This window comes from Streptomyces sp. NPDC096048 (genome assembly GCF_044763415.1).
Lineage (GTDB): Bacteria > Actinomycetota > Actinomycetes > Streptomycetales > Streptomycetaceae > Streptomyces.
Map to the genome: position 1 here is coordinate 72,633 of NZ_JBIWGG010000015.1, position 25,414 is coordinate 98,046.

The following is a 25,414-nucleotide window of genomic DNA, read 5'->3' on the forward strand; positions in this document are numbered from 1 at the left end:
TGACACCACGTGAACAGCACATGAACGAGCCGGGCCCGCTGCACACGCAATGGCTCAATCCGTACGACTCGCCAGACGAAGACGAAGAAGAGAGCCGGTCATGGACTTCCTTCGCCCCGCCAGCTGGGAGGAGGCGCTCGCCGCGAAGGCCGAGCACCCCACCGCTGTGCCGATCGCGGGTGGCACCGACGTGATGGTCGAGATCAACTTCGACCACCGCCGGCCCGAGTACCTCATGGACCTCAACCGCGTCGGCGACCTCTCCGCATGGGAGGTCGGCGAGGACTCCGTATGGCTCGGTGCCTCCGTGCCCTACACCAGGATCATGGAGAACCTGAGCACCGAGCTGCCGGGTCTCGCCCTCGCCTCGCACACGGTCGCCTCCCCGCAGATCCGTAACCGCGGCGGCGTGGGCGGGAACCTCGGCACCGCCTCCCCGGCGGGCGACGCCCACCCGGCGCTGCTCGCCGCCGGCGCGGAGGTCGAGGTCGAGTCGGTGCGCGGCAGGCGGCTGATCCCGATCGACGCGTTCTACACGGGCGTGAAGCGCAACGCGATGGAGCCCGACGAGCTGATCCGCGCCGTGCACATCAAGAAGGCCGACGGCCCGCAGCAGTTCTCCAAGGTCGGCACCCGCAACGCCATGGTCATCGCCGTGTGCGCCTTCGGTCTCGCCCTGCACCCCGGGACCCGCACCGTCCGCACCGGCATCGGCTCGGCCGCGCCCACGCCCGTGCGCGCCAAGGCCGCCGAGGAGTTCCTGAACGCGGCGCTCGCGGAGGGCGGCTTCTGGGACAGCGGAAAGATCATCACTCCGTCGGTGGCCAAGCAGTTCGCGGACCTGTGCTCCGCCGCCTGCAACCCGATCGACGACGTCCGGGGCACCGCGAGCTACCGCCGCCACGCGGTCGGCGTCATGGCCCGCAGGACGCTCACCTGGACCTGGGAGTCGTACCGCGGCGCCCGCCACACCACGGAGGGAGCGGCGTAATGCGCGTCAACTTCACTGTCAACGGACGTCCGCAGGAGGCCGACGACGTGTGGGAGGGCGAGTCCCTGCTGTACGTGCTGCGCGAGCGGATGGGCCTGCCCGGCTCCAAGAACGCCTGCGAGCAGGGCGAGTGCGGCTCCTGCACGGTCCGCCTGGACGGCCTCCCGGTGTGCTCCTGCCTGGTCGCCGCCGGCCAGGCGCAGGGCCGCGAGATCGTCACCGTCGAGGGCCTGGCCGACTTCGCCAAGGAACGCGCCGAAGGCTGCGCCACCGGCGCCCGCGGCAGCGCCGCCGACAAGGGCACCACGCTCGACGAGGCCAAGCGGTGGCAGGCCCGGGGCACCGACTCCCACACCGGCGAGGGCACCGAACTGGCCCCGATCCAGCAGGCGTTCATCGACGCCGGCGCCGTCCAGTGCGGCTTCTGCACGCCCGGCCTGCTGGTCGCCGCCGACGAGATGCTCGAGCGCAACCCGAATCCGACCGACGCGGACATCCGCGAGGCGCTGTCGGGCAACCTGTGCCGCTGCACGGGCTACGAGAAGATCATGGACGCGGTCCGCCTGGCCGCCGCCCGCCAGTCCGAGGGGGTCTGAGCATGGCTGCCACCGGCGCGCCCACCAAGATCACCCAGGGGTCCCGGACCAAGGGCGGCGTCGGCGAGTCCACGCTCCGCCCGGACGGCACCCTCAAGGTCACCGGCGAGTTCGCCTACTCGTCCGACATGTGGCACGAGGACATGCTCTGGGGCCAGATCCTGCGCTCCACGGTCGCGCACGCCGAGATCCTCTCGATCGACACCGGCGAGGCCCTCGCCACGCCGGGCGTCTACGCCGTCATGACGTACGACGACCTGCCGACCGAGGTGCGCGAGTACGGCCTGGAGATCCAGGACACCCCGGTCCTCGCCCACGGCAAGGTCCGCCACCACGGGGAGCCGGTCGCGATCGTCGCCGCCGACCACCCGGAGACCGCGCGCCGCGCCGCCGCCAAGATCAAGGTGGAGTACCGGGAACTGCCCGTCATCACCGACGAGGCCTCCGCGACCGCCCCCGACGCGATCCTCGTCCACGAGAACCGCGACGATCTCCCCCTCTCGCCTCCGACAAGCTCCGGCGCCGGGGGGACCCCCATCATCGGCCACGTCCCGCACCCCAACATCGTGCACCGCCAGCCGATCGTCCGCGGCGACGCCGACGCGGCCGCCGAGCGCGCCGACGTGATCGTCAAGGGCGACTACTACTTCGGCATGCAGGACCAGGCCTTCCTCGGGCCCGAGTCCGGCCTCGCGGTGCCGTCCGAGGACGGCGGCGTCGAGCTGTACGTCGCCACCCAGTGGCTGCACTCCGACCTGAAGCAGATCGCCCCCGTCCTCGGCCTGCCCGAGGACAAGGTCCGCATGACGCTCTCCGGCGTCGGCGGCGCCTTCGGCGGACGCGAGGACCTGTCGATGCAGATCCACGCCTGCCTGCTGGCGATGCGCACCGGCAAGCCCGTCAAGATCGTCTACAACCGCTTCGAGTCCTTCTTCGGCCACGTCCACCGCCACCCGGCGAAGCTCCACTACGAGCACGGCGCCACCAAGGACGGCAAGCTCACGCACCTGAAGTGCCGCATCGTCCTGGACGGCGGCGCCTACGCCTCCGCCTCCCCGGCGGTCGTCGGCAACGCCTCCTCGCTGTCCGTCGGCCCCTACGTGGTCGACGACGTGGACATCGAGGCCATCGCCCTCTACTCCAACAACCCGCCCTGCGGCGCCATGCGCGGCTTCGGCGCGGTCCAGGCGTGCTTCGCCTACGAGGCACAGATGGACAAGGTGGCCCAGGAACTCGGCATGGACCCGGTGGAGTTCCGCCGGATCAACGCCATGGAGCAGGGCACGATCATGCCCACCGGGCAGCCCGTGGACTCGCCGGCCCCGGTCGCCGAACTGCTGCGCCGCGTCAAGGCGATGCCCATGCCGCCGGAGCGCCAGTGGGAGTCGAGCGAGGGCGCCGACGTACGGCAACTGCCCGGCGGTCTGTCCAACACCACCCACGGAGAAGGCGTCGTCCGCGGCGTCGGCTACGCGGTCGGCATCAAGAACGTCGGCTTCTCCGAGGGCTTCGACGACTACTCCACCGCCAAGGTCCGCATGGAGGTCGTCGGCGGCGAGCCGGTGGCCACCGTGCACACCGCGATGGCGGAGGTCGGCCAGGGCGGCGTCACCGTCCACGCGCAGATCGCCCGCACCGAGCTGGGCGTCGCCCAGGTGACCATCCACCCGGCCGACACCCAGGTCGGCTCGGCCGGCTCCACCTCGGCCTCCCGGCAGACGTACGTCACCGGCGGCGCCGTGAAGAACGCCTGCGAACTGGTCCGCGAGAAGGTCCTGGAGATCGGCCGCCGCAAGTTCGGCTCCTACCACCCGGCCTGGGCGACCGCCGAACTCCTCCTGGAGGGCGGCAAGGTCGTCACGGACGGCGGCGAGGTCCTGTCCGACCTCGTGGACGTCCTGGAGGGCGAGGCCGTCGAGGTCGAGGAGGAGTGGCGGCACCGGCCGACCGAGGCCTTCGACCCGCGCACCGGCCAGGGCAACGGCCACGTCCAGTACTCCTTCGCCGCGCACCGCGCCGTCGTCGAGGTCGACACCGAACTCGGCCTGGTCAAGGTCATCGAACTGGCCTGCGCCCAGGACGTCGGCAAGGCGCTCAACCCGCTCTCCGTGATCGGCCAGATCCAGGGCGGCACCGTCCAGGGCATGGGCATCGCGGTCATGGAGGAGATCGTCGTCGATCCCAAGACCGCGAAGGTCAGGAACCCCTCCTTCACGGACTACCTGCTCCCCACGATTCTCGACACGCCGACCATCCCGGTCGACGTGCTCGAACTCGCCGACGACCACGCCCCGTACGGGCTGCGCGGCATCGGCGAGGCACCCACCCTGTCGTCGACTCCGGCGGTCCTCGCGGCCGTACGGGACGCGACCGGGCTGGCGCTCGACCGCACGCCGGTACGACCGGAGCACCTGACCGGCACGGCGTGAGAAGACCCTCCGGGCGGCGCACGGAACGTCACACACTCCGCGCCGCCCGGAGCACAACCCAAGTACCGCTCCGCTCGCGGTGCTTGAAGCGACACCACATGTAGCACCACATGTAGCACCACATGCAGCACCACACGTACCACCACACATGCGTTCGTCTCGGGCCGTCCCCCGGGTCGTGCATATCCCAAATCCCGCGGACCGCCCCAGCGGCCGACCGGGTGCACCTATGAACCTTGGGAGACGGCCCCATGACCCAGCAGTCAGTGGAGCCCAAGACCACCGCGGACGACGCGGGCGCGGGTTCCCGCGTCCCCGCCGGACGGTCTTGGCTCGACCGGTACTTTCACATATCCCACAGGGGGTCGACGGTCGCGCGTGAGGTGCGCGGCGGTACCACCACCTTCATGGCGATGGCCTACATCGTCCTGCTCAACCCCGTGATCCTGTCCGGCAGGGACGCCGCGGGGGACACCCTGGGCCAGAAGGCCCTGATCACCGCGACGGCGCTCGCCGCGGCGGTCACCACGCTCCTGATGGGATTCGTCGGCAAGGTGCCGCTCGCCCTGGCCGCCGGACTCTCGGTCTCCGGTGTGATCGCCGGCCAGGTCGTTCCCCAGATGACCTGGCCGCAGGCCATGGGCATGTGCGTGATGTACGGCGTGGTGATCATGCTGCTCGTGGTCACCGGGCTCCGCGAGATGATCATGAACGCGATCCCGCTCGCCCTCAAGCACGGCATCACCATGGGCATCGGCCTCTTCATCGCCATCATCGGCCTGGTCAAGGGCGGCTTCGTGCACCCGGGCAAGGCGACCCCGCTCTCCCTCGGCCCCGCCGGTGAACTCGCCGGCTGGCCCGTCCTGCTCTTCGCGGGCACCCTGCTCCTGATCTTCATGCTCCAGGCGCGCCACATGCCCGGGGCCATCCTGATCGGCATCGTCACCGGCACGATCGTCGCGGCCCTGCTGAACGCCACCGGGGTCATCGACCCCAAGCAGTGGGCCAACGGAGCCCCCGAGCTGCACGGCAGCGCGGTCTCCATGCCGGACTTCTCGCTCTTCGGCGACCTGGAGTTCGGCGGCTGGGGCGAGGTCGGCGCCATGACGGTCGGCATGATCGTCTTCACGCTGGTGCTGGCCGGGTTCTTCGACGCCATGGCCACGATCATCGGCGTCGGCACCGAGGCCAAGCTCGCCGACGACAAGGGCCGGATGCCGGGTCTGTCGAAGGCGCTGTTCGTCGACGGCGCCGGCGGTGCCATCGGCGGTGTGGCGGGCGGCTCCGGCCAGACCGTCTTCGTCGAGTCCGCGACCGGCGTCGGCGAGGGTGCCCGCACCGGACTCGCCTCCGTGGTCACCGGCCTGTTCTTCGCGGCCTGCCTCTTCTTCACGCCGATCACTGCGATCGTGCCGCAGGAGGTCGCCTCCGCCGCGCTGGTCGTCATCGGAGCGATGATGATGATGAACGCCCGGCACGTGGACTGGGCCGACCGGGCCACCGCGATCCCGGTCTTCCTGACCGTCGTCCTGATGCCCTTCACGTACTCGATCACGGCGGGTGTCGCCGCCGGCGTCATCTCCTACGTCGCCATCAAGGTCGCCCAGGGCAAGGCCCGGGAGATCGGCGCGTTCATGTGGGCGCTGACGGTGATCTTCATCGTCTACTTCGCCCTCAACCCGATCGAGAGCTGGCTGGGCGTGCACTAGTCGCCGCGACGGGAACCCCTTCCATATAGCCGCTCTGTGAGGAGACCGACAGATGCTGGACATCGCCGAAGAGCTGAACCGGTGGGTCGAGCAGGGACGCGCGTTCGCCGTGGCCACCGTGGTGGCCGTCAGCGGCAGCGCACCCCGCCGGCCCGGCGCCGCCCTCGCGGTGGACGCCGACGGCACGGCGATCGGCTCGGTCTCCGGCGGCTGTGTGGAGGGGGCCGTGTACGAGCTGTGCCGGCAGGCGCTGGACGACGGGGAAACCGTCCTGGAGCGCTTCGGCTACAGCGACGAGGACGCCTTCGCCGTGGGCCTGACCTGCGGCGGCGTCATCGACATCCTCGTCACCCCGGTACGGGCGGACGGCCCCGCCCGTCCGGCCCTCGCCACCGCGCTCACCGCCGCCGCGCGAGGGGAGGCGGCGGCGGTGGCGCGGATCGTGAGCGGACCGGCGGAACTGACGGGCCGCGCGCTCGTCGTCCGTCCGGACGGCTCCCGCGCCGGCGGTTTCGGCGCCCACCCCGAACTGGACCGCACGGTGGCCGCCGAGGCGGGTGCCTTCCTGGACACCGGCCGCACCGGCACGCTGGAGATCGGGGAGCAGGGCTCGCGTTGCGGAGCACCGCTCACACTGCTGATCGAGTCCTCGGTCCCGGCACCCCGCATGATCGTGTTCGGCGCGATCGACTTCGCCTCGGCGCTGGTCCGCGTCGGCAAGTTCCTCGGCTACCACGTGACGGTGTGCGACGCGCGCCCCGTCTTCGCGACCGAGGTCCGCTTCCCGGACGCGGACGAGATCGTCGTCGAGTGGCCCCACGAGTACCTGGGGCGCACCGAGGTCGACGCGCGCACGGTGCTGTGCGTCCTGACCCACGACGCCAAGTTCGACGTGCCGCTCCTCAAGCTCGCCCTGCGCCTCCCGGTCTCCTACGTCGGCGCGATGGGCTCCCGCCGCACCCACCTGGACCGGAACGCCCGCCTGCGCGAGGTCGGCGTGACCGACCTGGAGCTGGCCCGCCTCAGGTCCCCCATCGGCCTCGACCTGGGCGCCCGCACCCCCGAGGAGACGGCCCTGTCCATCGCCGCCGAGATCGTCGCGGCCCGCCGCGGCGGCACGGGCGCCTCGCTGACGGGCGCCCACACCCCGATCCACCACGACGGTCCGACGGTCCGGGGCGGCCGTATCGGCTCAGTGGCCTAGGAGCGGTCTCAGGCCCGGCCCGACCCCTTTTCCGGCTACCTCGACAGCGACACCTCCGCGACCACCGGCCGATGGTCCGAGGCCACGGCCTCCGCCGGGACCGAGGCACCGCGCACCCGCACGCCCTTGCCCACCGTCACGTAGTCGATCCGCTTGACGGGCGCCGCGGCCGGGTACGTGCCACCGGTGCCCGGGCCGGCGTCGCGCAGCTCCCGCCAGAGCGAGGCCAGTTCGGGAGCCGCCGGCTCGGCGTTGAAGTCGCCCAGCAGCACCTGCCGAGCCCCCGGCAGGGCCGCCCGCTCCCGCGCCATGATCCGCCGGGTGTCGGCGACCTGCGCCACCCGCACCGCCGGGTCGGACCGGTAGTCGAGGTGCGTCACGAACACCTGGACCGGCACTCCGCGCACCTTCAGCGTCACCTCGCCGAATCCCGGCGCGGGCGCCGGGACCGGGTTCTCGTCCTGGGTGGACAGGCGCGTGATCTCGTGATTCGCCGCGGAGCGGATCGGGAAGCGGGATAGCACCGCCACGCCGTACTCGCGCCGCGGGCCGCCGGCCTCGACCGGGTCGAGGCTGTAGATCGGCGCGAACGACACCCGCATGCCGAGCCGGCGCCCCAACTCCTCGGCCATGTCCAGCCCCTGGCTGCGTGCGCCCCAGTGCACGTCGACCTCCTGGAGGCCGATCACGTCCGCGTCGAGGGCGCGCAGTGCGGCGGCCTGCCGGTCGAGGTCGAAGACGCCGTCCGATCCCGTTCCGGCGTGGATGTTGTACGTGGCGATGCGCAGCGGGACCGAGGTCCCCTGGCCGGCTCCGGCGGCCGGTGCCGCCACGGTCAGGCTCAACAGGGCGCCGGCTACGGACAGTTGGATGAGGGTGCGCGCTCTGGCAGACATGCCGGCACGGTACGCGGGAAACGCCCGGGGCGGGGCGTACGACGCGATCCCGTCCGCGTCCCGTACCCCGTGCGCAGCCCGTGGTTCACGGACGCCGCAGGAGCCGGTTGACCGCGCGGCCGAAGACGTACCGTCCCGCGCCGCCCAGCGCGCCGTCGAAGGCGGAAGGCAGGAGACGGACCCGTAGCTCCTCACGCCACACGACGCGGGCACGGCCGCCGGGGCCGGGACGGACCTCGATCTCGGCCCAGCCCCCGACCAGCCGGCCGCGCTTCTCCAGCCGGCACCGGCCTGGGGCGTCGTCCCGAGGTGGCTGCCAGACGGTCACCTCCATCCTGTCGTCGAAGGCGAGCGGGCCGGCGCCCGTGCGGGCCACGATCACCGTGCCCCGGCGAGTGGGGCCGGGCGTGATGACGGTGACCCGGGTCAGCGGCACGGCGTCGCCGTGCCGCCGCCATTCGGTGAGCCGGCGCCAGGCCTCGTCCAGCGGGAGCGGGGCGGTGCGTTCGAGCGAGAAGGTGGCCACGGAGCGATCGTAGGGAACCGGCCGCGTGACCGGGGGGAGGCCCTAGCGGTACACCTTGCCCGGCTCGGCCTTGCCGGGGGCCAGCAGCTGGGGGACCGTCACGAAGACGTAGCCGCGCTTCTTGAGCGCGTCGATGATCCCGGGCACGGCGGGCACGGTGCCGTCGTAGATGTCGTGCAGCAGGATGATGCCGTCCCGGGAGGACTGCTTCAGGACGCGCTCGGTGATCAGGTCGGAGTCGTCGGTCTGGTAGTCCTTGGCGGTCACGCTCCACAGCACCTCCGCCAGTCCCAGTTCGCGGCAGATCTCGTGCACCGTGTCGTCGGTGCGGCCCTGCGGCGGGCGCATCAGGGTGGGGCGCTGCCCGGTCAGACGCTCTATCTCCCTGTTCGGGCGCTCCAGTTCCTCGCGTATCTCGTCCGGTTCGGCGTCCGTGAGGATCTTGTGCGTCCAGGTGTGGCTGGCCACCTCGTGGCCCTCGGCGGCCATGCGTCCGACCAGCTCGGGATACGTGTCGATGTGTCTCTTGCCGAGCAGGAAGAAGGTCGCCGGGACTTTCTTCTCCTTGAGTATGTCGAGCAGCCGGGCGGAGTTCTCGCTCGGTCCGGCGTCGAAGGTCAGCGCGATGCATTTGGCGTGGCCGCAGTCGACGGTGCCGAACCCGGCCCGCGCCTGCGCGCCCGCCGCGCCCCGGACGGAGCTGGGGGAGGTCGTCTCCAGTTTCGTGCAACCGCTCAGTGCCAGTGTCAGTGAGGCGGCGGCCGCGAGTGTCGCGACCGCACGCAACCCGGTCCCCGTTTTTGTCGTCTTCCTGGTCAGTGAAGGCATGCGAGGACTATACATAGCGAGTATATACGCAGTTTATAGTGCCCTCTCGAATGAACATTCGAGGTAGTGGGGGCGTTCACCGGGTTACTCAGCCGACACGCAAGTGACGGTGAGAACGAGGAGGACCCCGTGAGCGAGACCCCCGTGGGCGACAGCCCCGTGAGCGGACGCGTCTGGCGCCGGGCCCTGGTGACCGGCGGCGCCGGATTCGTGGGCTCCCACCTGTGCGGCCGCCTGCTCGACGCCGGCACCGACGTCGTGTGCCTCGACAACCTGGCCACCGGCACCCGCGCCAACGTGGCCGACCTGGAACGGCACCGCGGCTTCCGGTTCGTCCGGGCCGACGTCACCGACCCGGCGGCCCTGCGCGGCCTGCCCGGCCGGTTCGACCTGGTCCTGCACTTCGCCTGCCCGGCCTCGCCCGCCGACTACCTCCGGCTGCCCCTGGAGACCCTCGACGTCGGCAGTACCGGCACCCGCAACGCCCTGGAGCGGGCCCGTGCCGACGGCGCCCGCTTCCTGCTCGCCTCCACCTCCGAGGTCTACGGCGACCCGCTGGAACACCCGCAGCGCGAGACCTACTGGGGCAACGTCAACCCGACCGGTCCGCGCAGCGTCTACGACGAGTCGAAGCGCTTCGCCGAGGCGCTGGTCACCGCCCACCGCCAGGTGCACGGCACCGACGCCGCCATCGTCCGCATCTTCAACACCTACGGCCCCCGCATGCGCACCGGCGACGGCCGCGCCGTGCCCACCTTCATCGCGCAGGCCCTGGACGGCATGCCGCTCACCGTCGCCGGGGACGGTGGCCAGACCCGCTCCCTGTGCTACGTCGACGACACCGTCGACGGCGTCCTGGCGCTCGCCGGGTCCGGCGAGACCGGGCCGATGAACATCGGCGGCGCCGACGAGATCACCATGCTGGAACTGGCCCGCCGCGTCGTCGAGCTGACCGGCTCCGGCTCCCGCATCCGCTTCGTCGAGCGCCCTGTCGACGACCCCGGCAGGCGCAAGCCCGACACCACCCTGGCCCGGGAACGGCTCGGCTGGCAGCCGCGGGTCGGGTGGAACGACGGGCTGGAGCGGACCATCGGCTGGTTCGCGCACTCCGTCGCCGCGTAGGCCTCCGGCGCTTCGACGCATCTCATCACGGAGGGTGATATGCGCGCTCATTTCTGGAATTGAGTTGCCTCCAAGTGTTTGAAGCAGCCGCACCACGGGACCCGCGAGCCGAGAGAGACCCAGAAGTATCAAAGAGCACCAGAAGTACCGCAGAGACCGAGCAACACCCACGAGACGCCCGGGACGGAGCACCCCCCATGCGGATCCTTGGTATCAACGCCCTGTTCCACGACCCGGCCGCCGCACTCGTCGTCGACGGCCGGACCGTTGCGGCCGCCGAGGAAGAGCGCTTCAGCCGACGCAAGCACGGCAAGCGCCCGGTGCCCTTCTCCGCGTGGGAGGTGCCGGAACTGTCGGCGCGGTGGTGCCTGGAACACGCCGGGGTGCGGCCCGGGGAACTGGACGCCGTCGCGTACTCCTTCGACCCCAAGCTCGCCCGGCCCGCCCGCGACATGGGCCTGGACGACCCCTGGGACCCGCTGCGGCTGGAGTACGCCCGCCGCGCCCCCGAGTTCCTCGCCGACGCGCTGCCCGGACTCGACCCCGACCAGGTCGTCTTCGTCCCGCACCACGTGGCGCACGCCGCCTCCGCCGGACCGGCCTCGCCGCACCCCGACAACGATGTACTCGTCCTCGACGGACGCGGCGAGTCCGCCTCCCACCTGGCCGGCCGCTACCGCGACGGCAAGCTCGACACCCTCGCCACGCAGGCGCTCCCGCACTCGCTCGGCCTGGTCTACGAGGAACTGACCGAGCACCTCGGCTTCCTGCGCAGCAGCGACGAGTACAAGGTGATGGCCCTCGCCTCCTACGGCACCCCCCGCCACCTCGACCGGCTGCGCGAACACATCCACGCCACCGGCGACGGCGGGTTCCGCGCCCACGGCGTCGACTGGGCGGCCCTCGCCCCGGCCCGCGCCAAGGGCCAGGACTGGACGAAGGACCACGCCGACCTCGCCGCGAGCACCCAGGCCGTACTGGAGGAACTGCTCCTCGAACTCGTCCACTGGCTGCACCGCGAGGCCGGGGGAGAAGCACTGACCATGGCGGGCGGCGTCGCGCTCAACTGCGTCGCCAACTCGAAGATCGCCGCCCGCGGCCCGTACCGGCACGTGTGGGTGCAGCCCGCCGCCGGCGACGCGGGCACGGCCCTCGGCGGCGCCCTGCACGTGGCCGCCGCCCAGGAGGGCACCGCTCCCGAGGCCATGCCCGGCGCCGACCTCGGCCGCGGCTGGAGCGACGAGGAGATCCGCGCCTGGCTGGAGACCGCCGCGATCCCCTACGAGGAGCCGGACGACATCGCCGAGACGGTCGCCGAGGAACTGGCCCGGGACGGCGTCGTCGCCTGGTTCCAGGGGCGCAGCGAGTTCGGGCCGCGCGCCCTCGGCCACCGCTCCCTGATGGCCCACCCGGGCCGCGCGGAGAACCTGGAGCGGCTCAACCACGTCAAGGGCCGCGAGGAGTTCCGCCCCGTCGCCCCGATGGTGCTGGCCGACCGCGCCTCCGACATCTTCACCGGGCCGATCCCCAGCCCGTACATGCTCTTCGTGCACGACGTCGCCGCCGCGTGGCGCGACCGCATCCCGGCCGTCGTCCACGTCGACGGCACCGCCCGCATCCAGACCGTCGAGGAGCGCCGCGAGCCGCTCGTCGCGCGGATGCTGAACGCCTTCGAACGGCGCACCGGGCTGCCCGTCGTGGTCAACACCAGCCTCAACACCGCCGGGCGGCCCATGGTCGACGACCCGCGCGACGCGCTGGAGTGCTTCGGCTCCGCACCCGTGGACCTGCTGGCCATCGGCCCGTTCGCGGTGCGCCGGGGGAAGGCGTTCGGATGAGCGGCGCACCCGCGACCGGCGGCTCCATGACCGGCTACGCCGTGGTCGTCCCCACGCTCGTCCGCGACACGCTGGCCGACTGCCTCGCGGCGCTGGCCGCCGCGACCGGACCCGGCCCCGACGAGATCGTCCTCGTCGACGACCGGCCCGGACCGGACGCCGACCCGGAAGCGCTGGAACACCCCCTGACCGTCCTCGGCGACCTGCGCGAGCGCACGGTGGTGCTGCGCAGCGGGGGCCGGGGCCCCGCCGCCGCCCGCAACACCGGCATCCGCGCGGTCACCTCACCCTGGACCGCCTTCCTCGACGACGACGTGCAGGTCGGCCCGCACTGGTGCGACCAGCTGGTCCAGGACCTCGCCGACGCGGCCCCCGACACCGGTGCCGTGCAGGGCGTGATCGCCGTGCCGCTGCCCGGCGAGCGCCGCCCCACCGACTGGGAGCGCGGCACCGCCGGCCTCGCACGGGCCCAGTGGATCACCGCCGACATGGCCTACCGCACGGACGTGCTCAAGCAGGTCGACGGCTTCGACGAACGCTTCACCCGCGCCTTCCGCGAGGACGCCGACCTCGCGCTGCGCGTCCTCGACGCGGGCTGGCGCATCCGGCGGGGCCGCCGCACCACCCGCCACCCCGTACGCCCCGCTTCCCGCTGGGTGTCCCTGAAGCAGCAGCGGGGCAACGCCGACGACGCCCTGATGCGGCGGCTGCACGGCCCCGACTGGTGGGCCAAGGCGGTGGCGCCCAAGGGCCGCATCCGGCGCCACGCGGCGATCACCGCCGCCGGCGCGGCCGCCCTCGCCCTCACCGCCGCCGGCCGGCCCCGCGCCGCCGCGGTCGCCGGGCTCGGGTGGGCCGCGGGCACCGCCGAGTTCGCCTGGGCCCGCATCACTCCCGGGCCACGTACCCGCTACGAGGTCACGACCATGCTGGTCACCAGCGCGCTCATCCCGCCCGCCGCGACGTGGTACCGGCTGAGCGGACGGTGGCGGCACCGCCGCGCCCCCGCCTGGCGGGAGGTGGCCGCATGAGCCCCGTCAAGGCCGTGCTCTTCGACCGCGACGGCACCCTCGTCCACGACGTCCCCTACAACGGCGACCCCGAGCGGGTCCGGCCGGTCGAGGGCGCCCGCGAGGCGGTCGAGCTGCTGCGCGCACACGACATCCGCACCGGCGTCGTCACCAACCAGTCCGGCGTCGCCCGCGGCCTCATCAGCGACGCCGACGTCCGCCACGTCAACCGGCGGATCGACGACCTCATCGGCCCCTTCGACGTCTGGGCGGTCTGCCCGCACGGCCCCGACGACGGCTGCCACTGCCGCAAGCCGCGGCCGGGCCTGATCCTCTGGGCGGCCGGACGCGTCTGCACCGCCCCCGCCGACTGCGTCGTCATCGGCGACATAGGCGCCGACACGGAGGCCGCCCGGCGCGCGGGCGCCCACGGCGTCCTCGTCCCCAACGCGCGGACCCGCCCGGAGGAGACGGCCGCCGCCGCCCACGTCGCCCCGGACCTGCTGACCGCCGTACGAGCGGTCCTCGCAGGCCCGCCCAAGGGCCGGATCCTCGCGGACGAACGGCCCATCGGCGCGGCCTTCCGGACGGGAACGGCATCCGCCCTCGCTCCCGAGGCGGCCCCGTCACGTACCGCCGCGGACACCGGAGGGAGGCCGCGATGAAAGCACTCGTCACCCGGCTCGACAGCTTCGGCGACGTACTGCTCGCCGGACCCGCCGTGCGGGCCGTGGCCGCGCGGGCCGACCACGTCACGCTGCTGTGCGGATCGCGCGGCGCGCCCGCCGCCCGCCTGCTGCCCGGCGTGGACGAGGTGCTGGTGTGGGACGCGCCGTGGGGCGGGTTCCAGCCGCCCGACGTGAGCCGGGAGGACATCGACGCGCTCGTGGACCGGATCGACGCCGACACCGCGCTGATCCTCACCTCCTTCCACCAGTCCCCGCTGCCCACCGCCCTGGTCCTGCGCCTCGCCGGCGTCCGGCACATCGCCGCGGACAGCGTGGACTACCCCGGCTCGCTCCTCGACCTGCGCCACCAGCGTGCCCCGCACGCCCACGAGGCCGAGGCCGCGCTCGACCTCGCCGAGGCGGCCGGATTCCCCCGGCCCGACGACGGACGGCTGCGCGTGCGCACGCCGCCCCGCGCCGACGGGCTGACCGGCCCCGGCCCGTACGTCGTACTCCACCCCGGCGCCAGCGTCCCCGCCCGCGCCTGGAGCCCCGAACGCGCCGCCGAGGCCGTACGCGAACTCGCCGCGGCCGGGCACCGCGTGCTGGTCACCGGCGGCCCCGACGAACGCGACCTCACCGCGTACGTCGCGGGCGGACACGGCACCGACCTCGGCGGCCGCACCGAGGCCCCGGAACTGTCCGGCGTCCTCGCGGGCGCCGCCGTCGTCGTCACCGGCAACACCGCGCCCGCCCATCTCGCCGCCGCCGTCGGCACCCCGGTCGTGTCCCTGTTCGCGCCGGTCGTACCGGCCGAGCGCTGGCGGCCGTACGGCGTCCCGTACGTCCTGCTCGGCGACCAGGACGCGCCCTGCGCCGACAGCCGGGCCCGGGACTGCCCCGTCCCCGGCCACCCCTGCCTGAACACCGTCACGGCCACCGACGTGGCGGCCGCCGTCGAGAAACTCCTGGGGGAGGCATGAGGATCCTCATCTGGCACGTGCACGGGTCGTGGACCACGGCCTTCGTGCAGGGCCCGCACACCTACCTCGTCCCCGTCACCCCTGACCGCGGACCCGACGGCCTCGGCCGCGCCCGCACCTGGGACTGGCCCGACTCCGTCGTGGAAGTACCGCCTCAGCGGCTGCGGGACGAGCACATCGACCTCGTGATCGTCCAGCGCCCGCACGAACTCGCCCTGGTCGACCAGTGGCTGGGCCGCCGCCCCCCGACGGTGTACCTGGAGCACAACGCCCCCGACGGCGACGTACCCGACACCCGCCACCCCGCCGCGGACCTCCCCGGCGTCGCGGCCCTGGTCCACGTCACCCACTTCAACCGGCTGATGTGGGACGCCGGTCCGGCGGAGACGACGGTCATCGAGCACGGCATCATCGACCCCGGCCACCGCTGGACCGGTGAGCTGGACCGCGCCGCCGTCGTCGTCAACGAGCCCATCCGCCGCGGACGCACGACCGGCACGGACCTGCTCCCCGAGTTCTCCCGCGCCGCCCCGCTCGACGTCTTCGGCATGCGCACCGAAGGTCTCGCCGAGCACATCGGCGTCGACCCCGGCCGCTGCCGCACGCAGGACGTCCCCCAGGGCGACCTGCACACCGAACTGGCCCGCCGCCGCGTCTACGTCCACCCCGTCCGCTGGACCTCCCTCGGCCTGTCCCTGCTGGAGGCCATGCACCTCGGCATGCCCGTGGTCGCCCTCGCGACCACCGAGGTGACCGAGGCCGTCCCCCCGGGCGCCGGAGTGGTCTCCAACCGCATCGACGTACTGACCGACGCCGTACGCGACTTCCTCGCCGACCCGCCGCACGCGCGGACCGTCGGCGACGAGGCCCGCGCGGCGGCCCTGTCCCGCTACGGGCTGTCCCGCTTCCTGGACGACTGGGAGCGGCTGCTGAAGGAGGTGACCCGATGAGGATCGCCATGGTGTCCGAGCACGCGAGCCCGCTCGCCGCGCTCGGCGGCGTCGACGCCGGTGGACAGAACGTCTACGTGGCCCGTCTCACCGAGGAGTTGGCCAAGCGCGGCCACGACGTCACGGTCTACACCCGCCGGGACGCCACCGCTCTGCCCGACCGGGTGCCGCTGCCCGGCGGCGCGGTCGTCGAGCACGTGCCGGCCGGACCGCCCGCGGTCGTGCCCAAGGACGAACTTTTCCCGCACATGCCCGCCTTCGGCGCCCACCTGGCCCGCGCCTGGGCCCGGGAGACGCCCGACGTGGTGCACGCCCACTTCTGGATGTCCGGCATGGCCTCCCAGATCGGCGTACGGCCGCACGGCATCCCCCTCGTGCAGACCTTCCACGCCCTCGGCACCGTCAAGCGGCGCCACCAGGGCCTGCGGGACACCAGCCCGTACGAGCGCATCGGCATCGAACGGCAGCTCGGCCGCGCCTGCGAACGGGTCCTGGCCACCTGCACCGACGAGGTCGTCGAACTCGGCGACATGGGCGTACCGCCCCGGCAGGTGTCCGTCGTCCCCTGCGGCGTGGACGCGGAGCACTTCCACCCCACCGCCGACACCGGCCGCACCCCCGCCCGACGGCAACGGCACCGCCTGCTCGCCTGCGGCCGGCTCGTGCCCCGCAAGGGCTACGACCAGGCCATCCGCGCCCTGGCCCAGATCCCCGACACCGAACTCCTCATCGCGGGCGGCCCGCCCGCCGGCGCCCTCGACGCCGACCCCGAGGCACAGCGCCTGACCGCGCTCGCCCACCGCACCGGCGTCGCCGACCGGGTCCGGCTGCTCGGCGCCGTCGACCCCGAGGACATGCCCGCCCTGCTCCGCAGCGCCGACCTGGTGCTGTGCACCCCGCTCTACGAACCCTTCGGCATCGTGCCGCTGGAGGCGATGGCCTGCGGCGTGCCCGTCCTCGCCACCGACGTCGGCGGCCACCGCGACTCCGTGGCCGACGGGACCACGGGCCGCCTGGTCACCCCGCAGGACCCCGAGGCCATCGCGGACGCCGCCCGCGAACTCCTCGCCGACGAACGGCTGCGCCGCCAGTACGGCAGGAACGGCCGCGAACGCGTCCTGCGGCACTACACCTGGGCGCGCGTCGCCGACGGCGCGGAACAGGTGTACCGCCTGACCCTCGCCGACCACGCACTGTCAAAGGAGGTGGCGTGATGACCGTGCACCCGCCCGTCGTCGGGCACTGCGACGAACTCCAGGAGGCGCTGGAGGCGTTCCGGGGCTCCGCGCACATCACCGAACGCTGGGGTTCGCGGCTCGCCGCCGTCCTCTCCGGCGGCGGCCGGCTGCTGGCCGCGGGCAACGGCGGCAGCGCCGCCCAGGCGCAGCACCTGACCGCCGAACTCGTCGGCCGCTACCGCGACGACCGCCCGCCGTTCTCCGCCATCGCCCTGCACGCCGACACGTCCTCCACGACCGCCATCGCCAACGACTACGGCGTCGACGAGGTGTTCGCCCGCCAGGTCCGCGCCCACGGCCGCGAGGGCGACGTCCTGATGCTGCTCTCCACCAGCGGCGCCAGCGCCAACCTGCTCTCCGCGGCCGACGCCGCCCGCGCGGCCGGCGTACGGGTGTGGGCGCTCACCGGCTGCGAACCCAACCCGCTCATGGCGGGCAGCGACGAGTCCCTGTGCGTGGACGCCCCCTCGACGGCCACCGTCCAGGAGATCCACCTGGTCGCCGTGCACATGATCTGCGCGGCCTTCGACGCCGCCCTGGAACGGGGCGTACCGGGTGTACGTGACAAGGGAACGCGGAGGTGACCGGACACATGGCTGACAGGACCCCTCTGGTCGTGGTCGGCGACGCCCTGCTGGACCGCGACCTGACCGGCTCCGCCGACCGGCTGGCGCCCGACGCGCCGGTCCCGGTCGTGTCGGAGTGCGCCGAGCGCGTACGCCCCGGCGGCGCCGCGCTCGCCGCCTACCTCGCCGCCCGCGACGGCCGCGAGGTCACGCTGATCACGGGCGCGGGCGACGACCCGGCCGGCCTGGCCCTGCGCGAACTCCTCGACCCCTGGCTGACCCTGATCCCGCTGCCCCTCACCGGGACGCTGCCCGAGAAGACCCGCGTCCTGGCGCAGGGGCGCCCCGTCGTCCGCCTCGACCGCGGCGGCGGCCGGGTCCGCGAGGCCACGGACGAGGCCCGCGACGCGCTGCGCTCCGCCCGGGCCGTGCTGGTCTCCGACTACGGCCGCGGCACGGCGGACGCCCTGCGGGACGTACTGGCCGCCCGCCCGCCCCTGGTCTGGGACCCGCACCCGCGCGGCGGCCCGCCGGTGCCCGGCACCCGGCTGGTGACACCGGCCGAGAAGGAGGCGCACGGCTTCGCACCGCGCGACGGCCACCCGGTCGGGGGCCTGCGCGCCGCCGCCCGCAACGCCGCCGCCCTCGTACGCGACTGGCGGGTGGCCGCCGTGACGGTGACCCTCGGCTCGCGCGGCGCCCTCCTCTCCTACGGCGAGCACCCCCTGCTCGTCCCCGCACCCGCCGCCCACCACGGCGACTCCTGCGGCGCGGGGGACCGGTTCGCCGCCACCGCCGCCGGGCTGCTCGCCGACGGGGCGCTGGTGGGGGAGGCCGTCGAGGGCGCGGTGGGCGCCGCGACGGCGTTCGTCGCCGCGGGCGGCGCGGGCGCCCTGCCCCCCGCCGGCGCCGGTCCCGCGTCACCCTCGTCGCCCGACACCGACGACCCGCACGCCCTGGCCGACCGCATCCGCGCCCAGCACGGCACGGTGGTCGCCGCGGGCGGCTGCTTCGACCTGCTGCACGCCGGGCACGTCGGCCTCCTCCAGGCCGCCCGGCGGCTCGGCGACTGCCTGGTCGTCTGCGTCAACTCGGACGCCTCCGTCCAGCGCCGCAAGGGCGACGGCCGCCCCGTCAACCCGCTCGCCGACCGCGTCCGCGTGCTGCGCGCCCTCGCCTGCGTCGACGCGGTCGCCGTCTTCGACGAGGACACCCCCGAACGCCTCCTCGGCGACCTGCGCCCCGACGTCTGGGTCAAGGGCGGCGACTACGCGGGCGCGGACCTCCCCGAGGCCGCGCTCCTCCAGGAGTGGGGCGGCCAGGCGGTCCTGCTGCCCTACCTGGACGGCCGCTCGTCCACGGCCCTGATGGCCCGGGCCGCAGAGGGGGTGCGATGACCCACGGCACCCCGGCCACGGGACGCGGCCGGGCCGCCGCCCCACCGTCCGCCGATGCCCTGCCGACCAGCGGCACCGCGTCCCGGACCTCGTCCGACGGCCCGGCGACGGGCGCCCCCTCGCCTCCGCCGTCCGCCGGGACGGCGCGTGTGGGGCCAGGCGTGGCTGCTGGCGGAGGTCGCGGTGGTGCGGAGCCTGCTGCGGCTGTGGCCGTGGCCGTGGCCGTGGGTGCGGGTGTGGGCGCAGAGCCTGCTGTGGGCGCGAAGGACCCGACGCCTTCGGCGTCCGAGGGTGGGTCGGACGGGGGTGACCGCGTGCCCCCGACGACCGCCGGTGGGCCCGTGACGGGCGACCCCGTGCATCCGCCGTCCGCCGGGACGGCGCACTCGCCCGGTGCCGGGCCGGCGCACGCCGCGTCGGACGCGGTGCTGTCCGGCACCGCGTCGGACGCGGTGCCGGACAGCGGGCCGGGGGAGCGCGAGGCCCGTGGCGGGACGCGGCCCCGGGTGCTCGTCCTTCGGGCCCTCGGGCTCGGGGACCTGCTGGCCGGGGTGCCCGCGCTGCGCGCGCTGCGCCGGGCGTACCCCGGGCACGAGGTGGTGCTGGCCACCCCCGCCGAGCTGGCGCCCCTCGTCGCGGCGACCGGTGCCGTGGACCGGCTGCTGCCCGCCGCCGAACCCGGCCGTGCCGTCCCGCGCACCCTCGACTGGACCGGACCGCCCCCCGACGTCGCCGTCGACCTGCACGGCAACGGACCGCCCAGCCACCGCCTGCTGGCACGTCTGCGCCCACTGGAACTCCTGGCGTTCGCGCACCCGGAGACGCCGGAGGTCGACGGGCCGCCCTGGTACGCCGAGGAGCACGAGCGCGACCGGTGGTGCCGGCTGCTGCGGGCGTACGGCATCGACGCCGACCCGGCCGACCTGCGGCTGCCGCGCCCGGACGCGCCGTCCCCCGCCCCCGGCGCCGTCGTCCTGCACCCCGGCGCCGGCGCCCCCTCCCGCTGCTGGCCCGTGGAACGGTATGCGGCCGTGGCGGAAGCGCTGCGCGCACGGGGGCGCAGGGTCGTCGTCACCGGGGGAGCGGACGAGTCGGACCTGGTGGCCAGGCTGGCCAAGCTCGCCCACCTGCCCGACACGGACGTGTTCGGCGGCGGCCTGCCCCACGACCGGCTCTCCGCCCTGGTGGCCGACGCCCGCGCCGTCGTCAGCGGCGACACCGGCATCGCCCACCTCGCCGTCGCCCACGCCACGCCGTCCGTCACCCTGTTCGGCCCGGTCCCGCCCAGCCGCTGGGGCCCGCCCGACCACCCCCGGCACCGCGCCCTGTGGCACCCGGACCCGGACGGCGACCACGGCGACCCGCACGGCCACGAGACCGACCCCGCGCTGCTGCGGATCACCACCGACGACGTCCTGGACGCACTCGACGCCCTGGACGCCCTGGGAGAGGCACCATGAACCACGCCACGAACCGCGGCCCGTCGATCACCCGCGAACGGCCCCACGCCGACCCCACCGAACCCGCCCCCGTCGGCATCGTCATCGCCACCCGCAACCGTTCCGCGAGCCTCGCCGTCACCGTGCGGCACCTGCTCGCCCTGCCGGAGCGGCCCGAGATCCTCGTCGTCGACAACGCCTCCACCGACGACACCCGCGCCATGCTGGCCCGCGACTTCCCACAGGTCCGCGTGGTCTCCCTGCCGTTCAACCGCGGCGCCCTCGCCCGCACCCACGGCGTCCGCGCCCTCGACACCCCGTACGTGGCGTTCAGCGACGACGACTCCTGGTGGGCGCCCGGCGCCCTGCGCGCCGCCGCCCGGCACTTCGACGAGCACCCCCGGCTCGGCCTGCTCTCCGCCCGCACCCTCGTCGGCCCCGCCGACGCCGCGGACCCCCTCAACGACCTGCTCGCCGATTCCCCCCTCGGTACGGCCACCGACCTGCCCGGCACCCAGGTGCTCGGCTTCCTCGGCTGCGCGGCCGTCGCCCGCCGCACGGCCTACCTCGACGCGGGCGGCTACCACCCCCTGCTCTTCTTCGGCGCCGAGGAGACCCTCCTCGCCTACGACCTGGCCGCCCGCGGCTGGGGCGTCACGCACTGCCCCGACGTGACCGCCCACCACCACCCGGACCCCGGCCCCCGCACCGACCGCCCGGCCGTCGTGCGCCGCAACGAACTGCTCACCGCCTGGCTGCGCCGCCCCCTCCCGCACGCGCTGGCCCGCACCCGCGCCCTCGCCGCCGACGCCCGCCGCGACCCGCACGCCCGGCGCGCCCTGCGCGAGACGCTCACCCGCCTGCCCGCCGCCCTGCGCGCCCGCCGACCCCTGCCCCCGCACGTGGAACGCGCCGCTCGCCTCCTGGACACGGCGAACGGAGGGACGTCATGACCGACACCCGGACCACCGTCGTCGTCATCACCCACAACCGGCGCCCGGAACTCCTGCGCACCCTGGACCGCCTCGCCGAACTCCCGGAAAAGCCCCCGGTGATCGTCACCGACAACGCCTCCACCGACGGCACCGCCTCCGCCGTCGCCCGCCACCACCCGGGCGTACGGCTCCTGCGCCCCGGCCGCAACCTGGGCGCCGTCGGCCGCAACCTGGCGGTGCGTCAGGTCGGCACGCCCTACGTCGCCTTCTGCGACGACGACTCCTGGTGGGCGCCCGGCTCCCTGGCCGGGGCCGCCGACCTGCTCGACCGCTACCCGGCGGTCGGCTCGGTCACCGCCCGCATCCTCGTCGAACCCGACGGCACCGAGGACCCGATCGTCAAGGAACTGCGCGACTCGCCCGTGCCCCGCCCGGACTGGCTCCCGGGACCGGCCCTCGGGTCCTTCCTGGCCGCCGCGACCGTGCTGCGCACCGACGCCTTCCGCGCCGCGGGCGGCTTCCACCCCCGGCTGTGGCTGGGCGGCGAGGAGGAGCTGCTCGCGGCCGACCTCGCGGCGAACGGCTGGTGGCTGACGTACGCCGATCACCTGACGATCCACCACCACCCCTCCAAGGCGCGGGACTCGACACTGCGACGGACGCACGGCATCCGCAACACCCTGTGGTTCACCTGGCTGCGCCGCCCGGCCGGCCCGGCCCTGCGCCGCACCCTCCACCTGGCCCGCACGGTCCCGCGCGACGCCACGTCCCTGCGCGCCTTCGCCGAGGCGACGGCCGCCCTGCCGTGGGTGCTGCGCGAACGCCGGGTGCTGCCGCCGGAGGTCGAGGCCCGCCTGCGCTCCCTGGAACCCGCCCAACGCGACTCGACGGCCCGCAGCTACACGGGCTGACCGACGCCACCGCCCGCCTCGCCACCGCCCGCCTCCCCTGACCCTGGGTCTTCGCTAACCCTCCGTCCACCGGCACAGCAACCGGAACGCCGCGAACAGCGTCACCGGCCACACCGCGGCGAAGGCCCAGATCACGCCGGGCTCGGACGTGACGATGCCGGTGACCATGAGGGTCACCGAGAGCGCGAGCAGCAGGAGGACGGTCAGGGTGCGCGGGCGGTAAGCGGCCAGGCGGCCCAGGTCGGGGCGGCGGCCGAGCCGCAGCGTGCGCAGGCGCCGGTCCAGCCGGCGGTCGCGGCGCAGTACCCGTTCCACCTCGTCGAGTACGCGCTGCTCGTGATCGGGGAGCCGGCCGATGCTCACGATGTCTCCTCCCGGGGGCGGACCGACGGGCCCCCGAGTGCCCCCGCCCCGGGGAGTCAACCGGCCGGCCGCACTCCCGGCGCCTCCAGCGCCCGCACGAGACCGTCCGCGGCGTCCGCGACCGTCTCCGCCGCCCGGAACCCGGCACCGATCCGCCGGGCCTCGTCCCGCCCGCCGGTCAGGCACCAGTCCCACCAGTGCTCCAGCACGTCCGCCGCCAGCCGCTCGGCGGGCACCAGCGCCGGCCAGCCGCAGGCACGGGCCTGCGCCGTCACCTTCGCACCGCCCGCGACCGGGTCGACCGCCAGCGCCGGCGTCCCGGCGCGCAGCGCCAGGACCAGCCCGTGCAGCCGGTCGGTGACGACCAGGTCCAGCCGGGCCAGTACGGCCTCCAGCTGGGCCGGCGTGCCGCACAGCCGCCAGTCGTGCGCGTCGAGCCGCGTCTCCAGCTCCAGCCGGGCACAGTCCTTGCCGGCCAGCCAGCGCGTCAGCTCCGCGGCGACCTCCTCGTGCCGCCGCTGCCCCCCGTACTCGTGCTGCCCGTGGGTGAGGACCACTCCGACGACCGGCCGGGCGGGCAACGCGGGCGCGCGGGCCGCGAGATCCAGGGTCGGCACGGCGCCGGCGGAGTCCCGGGCCAGCACCTCGTGGAAGCCCGTGACGGCCGGCGAGCCGGGGTCGACGACGGACACGCCGACGGCGATCCGCACACAGTGCGCGAACCGTCGGTGCAACTCCTCGACCTGCGGCCCGTGCGCCGGCCCGCACACGAAGACCAGCCGTGAGTACGCCGCCGGGTCCACGTCCGCGAAGTGCGGCCCCTCCGCCCGGAAGCCGGGGCTCCATACGACGTCGTACGCGAGCCCCGCCTCCCGCAGCACCTCCTCCACCCGCCGCAGCGCCAGCACGTCCCCGGCGGTCGCCTCCCCGTGCAGGAAGCTGAACCAGCCGGTCACCAGGGTCTTGTCTCGTCCGTGCACAGTGCGCACGGGTGCCCCGGCGCCGGCGCGGCAATCACCGCCGGTGGCCGGTCAGCGCTTGACCACCGGCTCGAAGGCGTCGCGCACGTTCGCGTCCGAGGGCGTGACGGACCGCTGCGACGGCGGGCTGCCGTAGTACGAGATGAAGTACGGGCAGCTGGCGCCGCTGATCTGCAGCTTGCGGTCGGTCACGAGCTGCCCCGTCCGCAGCGCGTAGGCCTTCACCCGGACCTCGACCTTGTGGAAGGTGACGCTGCGGACGCGCTGGTCGTCGTCCCGGTACCGGCAGGTCTGGACGGTGTTCCCCACGCCCGTCGAGTCCACGCACACCACCAGCGCCGCCTTGGCCGCGTCGGTGACGGTCACCGTCACCTGGTCGCCGGGCGCCGTCCCCGTGAGGGCGGTGCGCACCGCGTCGGCCGCGACCGGGCGGCCGACGGCGTCCCGCGACTCGACGCGCGGGGGCACGATCGACGTCCGGCGTCACGGCCGCGGGGGAGACCCGCCGTGCCCCCGCCCCGTACCGGCCCCACGGGCGCACCCCGTACCGGTGGCGGCGGCGATCCGGGGCAGTCGTAGGACGGACGTCCGTGAAGGAGACCGACTCGTGAACCCGTCGCGCACCACCGTCGACCGCACGCTGCTCGCGCTGACCGGGGCCGCGCTGCCGGCCGGCGGTGGATGGCTCGTCCTCACCGCGGTCGCCGAACGGCTGCCCGGATGGTGGCCCGGCCCCGGTTCCGGCACCGTCTTGCTGGACCGCGCGGGCCTCGCCGACTCCCGTGGCCGCGGTTGGTGCACCCCGGCGGTCGTCGCCGGCCCGGCCTCGGCGCCGCTGCTGTGCCTCACCTGGTTCCCGGCCCTCCACCCGCCGGGCACCCACGTCCGCGTGGGCGTGCGGTCCCGCCGCGAGCGGTGTACGCGATGACGACGTACCTGGAGGCCCGGCTGACCCGGCTCAGGGACCGTTCGGTGCCGTGGACCGGTGCGCTGCGCCGGGTGCCCCGGGCGATGTGGGACGACAACGTCTCGGACTGGGCGGCGGCCCTCACCTACTACGCCGTCCTCGCCCTGGTACCCGCTCTGATCGTCACCGCGTCCGTCATCGGCCTGGTGGCCCCCGACCTGACGGACCGTCTCATCGCGGACGTGACGTCCTGGGCGCCCGCCCAGTCCGGCGCCGAACTGCACCGCACCCTGCACGAGATGGCCGGGCAGCGCTCCGCCGCCCTGACCGTGGCCGTGGCGGGCGGCGTCAGCGCGCTCTGGTCGGCCTCCAGCTACCTGGCCGTCTTCCGGCGCGCCCTGCACGACATGCACGGCGTCCCCGACCGGCGCCCCCTGTGGCACCGGCTGCACCGCATCGTCCTGACCGCGCTGAGCCTGCTCGGTCTGCTCGTCGCCAGCGCCCTGGTGCTGCTCCTGACCGGACCGCTGGCGCAAGCGCTCGGCCGGTCGGTCGGCAGTGGTGCGACGGCGACCACCGCATGGTCCGTGCTGCGCTGGCCGGTCCTGCTGTGCCTGGTCGCGCTGCTCGTCCTCGTCCTGTTCCGCACCGGCCCCGCAGCGGCCCGCCGAAGCCGTCAGGCCCTGCCCGGCGGCGCCCTGGCGGCACTGCTGTGGCTGGCCTCCTCGGCGGCCTTCTCCCTCTACGCCTCCAGCATCGGCACCTACGGCAGGCTGTACGGCTCCCTGGCCGGCGTCGTCGTCTTCCTGGTGTGGCTGTGGGTGTCGCACCTGGCCCTGCTGGCGGGCGCCCGTTTCGCGGTGGAGCTGAGCCGGGCCGAGGACTGAACGCGCGGTGCCCCGCGCACCGGACCGCTCGCGGACAGCGG

General features: G+C 74.4%; 25 protein-coding genes. 19 read left to right on the plus strand and 6 right to left on the minus strand.

Going from position 1 to position 25,414, the window contains the following annotated elements:
* Window positions 1-100: 100 nt before the first annotated feature.
* The 5 genes from ACIQ6R_RS33500 to ACIQ6R_RS33520 all read left to right on the plus strand — a co-directional run bounded on the left by ACIQ6R_RS33500 (window position 101) and on the right by ACIQ6R_RS33520 (window position 6,929).
* The gene (locus tag ACIQ6R_RS33500; RefSeq protein WP_404225510.1) at window positions 101-991 is read left to right on the plus strand and encodes an FAD binding domain-containing protein; all 891 of its coding nucleotides are present in this window, start codon (window positions 101-103) and stop codon (window positions 989-991) included.
* Window positions 991-1,587: a (2Fe-2S)-binding protein gene (locus tag ACIQ6R_RS33505; RefSeq protein WP_404225512.1), complete on the plus strand. Its 597-nt coding sequence runs from the start codon at window positions 991-993 to the stop codon at window positions 1,585-1,587. The genes ACIQ6R_RS33500 and ACIQ6R_RS33505 overlap by 1 nt, the downstream gene beginning before the upstream one ends.
* Before the next feature lie 2 nt (window positions 1,588-1,589).
* Window positions 1,590-4,016: a xanthine dehydrogenase family protein molybdopterin-binding subunit gene (locus tag ACIQ6R_RS33510; RefSeq protein WP_404172017.1), complete on the plus strand. Its 2,427-nt coding sequence runs from the start codon at window positions 1,590-1,592 to the stop codon at window positions 4,014-4,016.
* A 251-nt stretch (window positions 4,017-4,267) separates the two neighbouring features.
* Window positions 4,268-5,725 carry an NCS2 family permease gene (locus ACIQ6R_RS33515; protein WP_404225514.1) on the plus strand — a complete coding sequence of 486 codons (1,458 nt, stop codon included), beginning with the start codon at window positions 4,268-4,270 and terminating at the stop codon, window positions 5,723-5,725.
* Window positions 5,726-5,777: 52 nt separating this feature from the next.
* Entirely contained in the window at window positions 5,778-6,929 is a 1,152-nt protein-coding gene (locus tag ACIQ6R_RS33520) for an XdhC family protein (protein ID WP_404225516.1), read from the plus strand.
* 35 nt (window positions 6,930-6,964) lie between these two features.
* Here ACIQ6R_RS33520 and ACIQ6R_RS33525 read toward each other — a convergent pair whose 3' ends face one another.
* From ACIQ6R_RS33525 to ACIQ6R_RS33535, 3 genes are all read right to left on the minus strand, one after another.
* On the minus strand, window positions 6,965-7,825 hold the full coding sequence (locus tag ACIQ6R_RS33525) for an endonuclease/exonuclease/phosphatase family protein (RefSeq protein ID WP_404225518.1): 861 nt from the start codon (window positions 7,823-7,825) through the stop codon (window positions 6,965-6,967).
* Between the two features lie 85 nt (window positions 7,826-7,910).
* Window positions 7,911-8,351, minus strand: a complete 441-nt coding sequence (locus ACIQ6R_RS33530) for an SRPBCC family protein (protein ID WP_404225520.1) — start codon at window positions 8,349-8,351, stop codon at window positions 7,911-7,913.
* A gap of 42 nt (window positions 8,352-8,393) precedes the next feature.
* Window positions 8,394-9,179, minus strand: a complete 786-nt coding sequence (locus ACIQ6R_RS33535; protein ID WP_404225522.1) for a polysaccharide deacetylase family protein — start codon at window positions 9,177-9,179, stop codon at window positions 8,394-8,396.
* A gap of 129 nt (window positions 9,180-9,308) precedes the next feature.
* Between ACIQ6R_RS33535 and ACIQ6R_RS33540 the strand changes: the two genes are divergently transcribed.
* The 12 genes from ACIQ6R_RS33540 (at window position 9,309) to ACIQ6R_RS33595 (ending at window position 22,236) form a co-directional block, all read left to right on the plus strand.
* Window positions 9,309-10,301, plus strand: coding sequence for a UDP-glucuronic acid decarboxylase family protein (locus tag ACIQ6R_RS33540; protein ID WP_404225524.1), 993 nt, complete (start codon window positions 9,309-9,311; stop codon window positions 10,299-10,301).
* A 197-nt stretch (window positions 10,302-10,498) separates the two neighbouring features.
* The gene (locus tag ACIQ6R_RS33545; protein WP_404225525.1) at window positions 10,499-12,139 is read left to right on the plus strand and encodes a carbamoyltransferase; all 1,641 of its coding nucleotides are present in this window, start codon (window positions 10,499-10,501) and stop codon (window positions 12,137-12,139) included.
* Entirely contained in the window at window positions 12,136-13,170 is a 1,035-nt protein-coding gene (locus tag ACIQ6R_RS33550) for a glycosyltransferase (RefSeq protein ID WP_404225527.1), read from the plus strand. Before ACIQ6R_RS33545 ends, ACIQ6R_RS33550 begins: the two co-directional genes overlap by 4 nt.
* Window positions 13,167-13,814: a D-glycero-alpha-D-manno-heptose-1,7-bisphosphate 7-phosphatase gene (locus ACIQ6R_RS33555; RefSeq protein WP_404225529.1), complete on the plus strand. Its 648-nt coding sequence runs from the start codon at window positions 13,167-13,169 to the stop codon at window positions 13,812-13,814. Before ACIQ6R_RS33550 ends, ACIQ6R_RS33555 begins: the two co-directional genes overlap by 4 nt.
* Window positions 13,811-14,800, plus strand: a complete 990-nt coding sequence (locus ACIQ6R_RS33560; RefSeq protein ID WP_404225531.1) for a glycosyltransferase family 9 protein — start codon at window positions 13,811-13,813, stop codon at window positions 14,798-14,800. The genes ACIQ6R_RS33555 and ACIQ6R_RS33560 overlap by 4 nt, the downstream gene beginning before the upstream one ends.
* Window positions 14,797-15,750 carry a glycosyltransferase gene (locus tag ACIQ6R_RS33565; RefSeq protein WP_404225533.1) on the plus strand — a complete coding sequence of 318 codons (954 nt, stop codon included), beginning with the start codon at window positions 14,797-14,799 and terminating at the stop codon, window positions 15,748-15,750. The genes ACIQ6R_RS33560 and ACIQ6R_RS33565 overlap by 4 nt, the downstream gene beginning before the upstream one ends.
* The gene (locus tag ACIQ6R_RS33570) at window positions 15,747-16,964 is read left to right on the plus strand and encodes a glycosyltransferase family 4 protein (protein WP_404171983.1); all 1,218 of its coding nucleotides are present in this window, start codon (window positions 15,747-15,749) and stop codon (window positions 16,962-16,964) included. Before ACIQ6R_RS33565 ends, ACIQ6R_RS33570 begins: the two co-directional genes overlap by 4 nt.
* On the plus strand, window positions 16,964-17,572 hold the full coding sequence (locus ACIQ6R_RS33575; RefSeq protein ID WP_404225535.1) for an SIS domain-containing protein: 609 nt from the start codon (window positions 16,964-16,966) through the stop codon (window positions 17,570-17,572). Before ACIQ6R_RS33570 ends, ACIQ6R_RS33575 begins: the two co-directional genes overlap by 1 nt.
* Window positions 17,573-17,580: 8 nt before the next feature.
* Window positions 17,581-18,951, plus strand: a complete 1,371-nt coding sequence (gene rfaE2, locus ACIQ6R_RS33580) for a D-glycero-beta-D-manno-heptose 1-phosphate adenylyltransferase (protein WP_404225537.1) — start codon at window positions 17,581-17,583, stop codon at window positions 18,949-18,951.
* A gap of 452 nt (window positions 18,952-19,403) precedes the next feature.
* Window positions 19,404-20,411, plus strand: coding sequence for a glycosyltransferase family 9 protein (locus tag ACIQ6R_RS33585; RefSeq protein WP_404172296.1), 1,008 nt, complete (start codon window positions 19,404-19,406; stop codon window positions 20,409-20,411).
* Window positions 20,408-21,343: a glycosyltransferase family 2 protein gene (locus tag ACIQ6R_RS33590; protein ID WP_404225538.1), complete on the plus strand. Its 936-nt coding sequence runs from the start codon at window positions 20,408-20,410 to the stop codon at window positions 21,341-21,343. Before ACIQ6R_RS33585 ends, ACIQ6R_RS33590 begins: the two co-directional genes overlap by 4 nt.
* Window positions 21,340-22,236: a glycosyltransferase family 2 protein gene (locus ACIQ6R_RS33595; RefSeq protein ID WP_404225540.1), complete on the plus strand. Its 897-nt coding sequence runs from the start codon at window positions 21,340-21,342 to the stop codon at window positions 22,234-22,236. Before ACIQ6R_RS33590 ends, ACIQ6R_RS33595 begins: the two co-directional genes overlap by 4 nt.
* 54 nt (window positions 22,237-22,290) lie before the next feature.
* Here ACIQ6R_RS33595 and ACIQ6R_RS33600 read toward each other — a convergent pair whose 3' ends face one another.
* Genes ACIQ6R_RS33600 through ACIQ6R_RS33610 form a run of 3 tightly spaced genes read right to left on the minus strand, consistent with a single transcriptional unit; the run spans window position 22,291 to window position 24,047 of the window.
* The gene (locus ACIQ6R_RS33600; protein WP_404225542.1) at window positions 22,291-22,599 is read right to left on the minus strand and encodes a DUF3040 domain-containing protein; all 309 of its coding nucleotides are present in this window, start codon (window positions 22,597-22,599) and stop codon (window positions 22,291-22,293) included.
* Between the two features lie 56 nt (window positions 22,600-22,655).
* A complete protein-coding gene (locus ACIQ6R_RS33605) occupies window positions 22,656-23,579 on the minus strand; it encodes a polysaccharide pyruvyl transferase family protein (protein ID WP_404225680.1) in 924 nt (307 codons plus the stop codon).
* Window positions 23,580-23,630: 51 nt separating this feature from the next.
* Window positions 23,631-24,047 carry a hypothetical protein gene (locus tag ACIQ6R_RS33610; RefSeq protein ID WP_404225544.1) on the minus strand — a complete coding sequence of 139 codons (417 nt, stop codon included), beginning with the start codon at window positions 24,045-24,047 and terminating at the stop codon, window positions 23,631-23,633.
* Window positions 24,048-24,186: 139 nt separating this feature from the next.
* On the opposite strand from ACIQ6R_RS33610, the gene ACIQ6R_RS33615 reads away from it, so the two are divergent.
* Window positions 24,187-24,507 carry a hypothetical protein gene (locus ACIQ6R_RS33615; protein WP_404225545.1) on the plus strand — a complete coding sequence of 107 codons (321 nt, stop codon included), beginning with the start codon at window positions 24,187-24,189 and terminating at the stop codon, window positions 24,505-24,507.
* Window positions 24,504-25,373, plus strand: a complete 870-nt coding sequence (locus ACIQ6R_RS33620; protein WP_404225547.1) for a YihY/virulence factor BrkB family protein — start codon at window positions 24,504-24,506, stop codon at window positions 25,371-25,373. The genes ACIQ6R_RS33615 and ACIQ6R_RS33620 overlap by 4 nt, the downstream gene beginning before the upstream one ends.
* The last annotated feature ends 41 nt before the right edge of the window (window positions 25,374-25,414 follow it).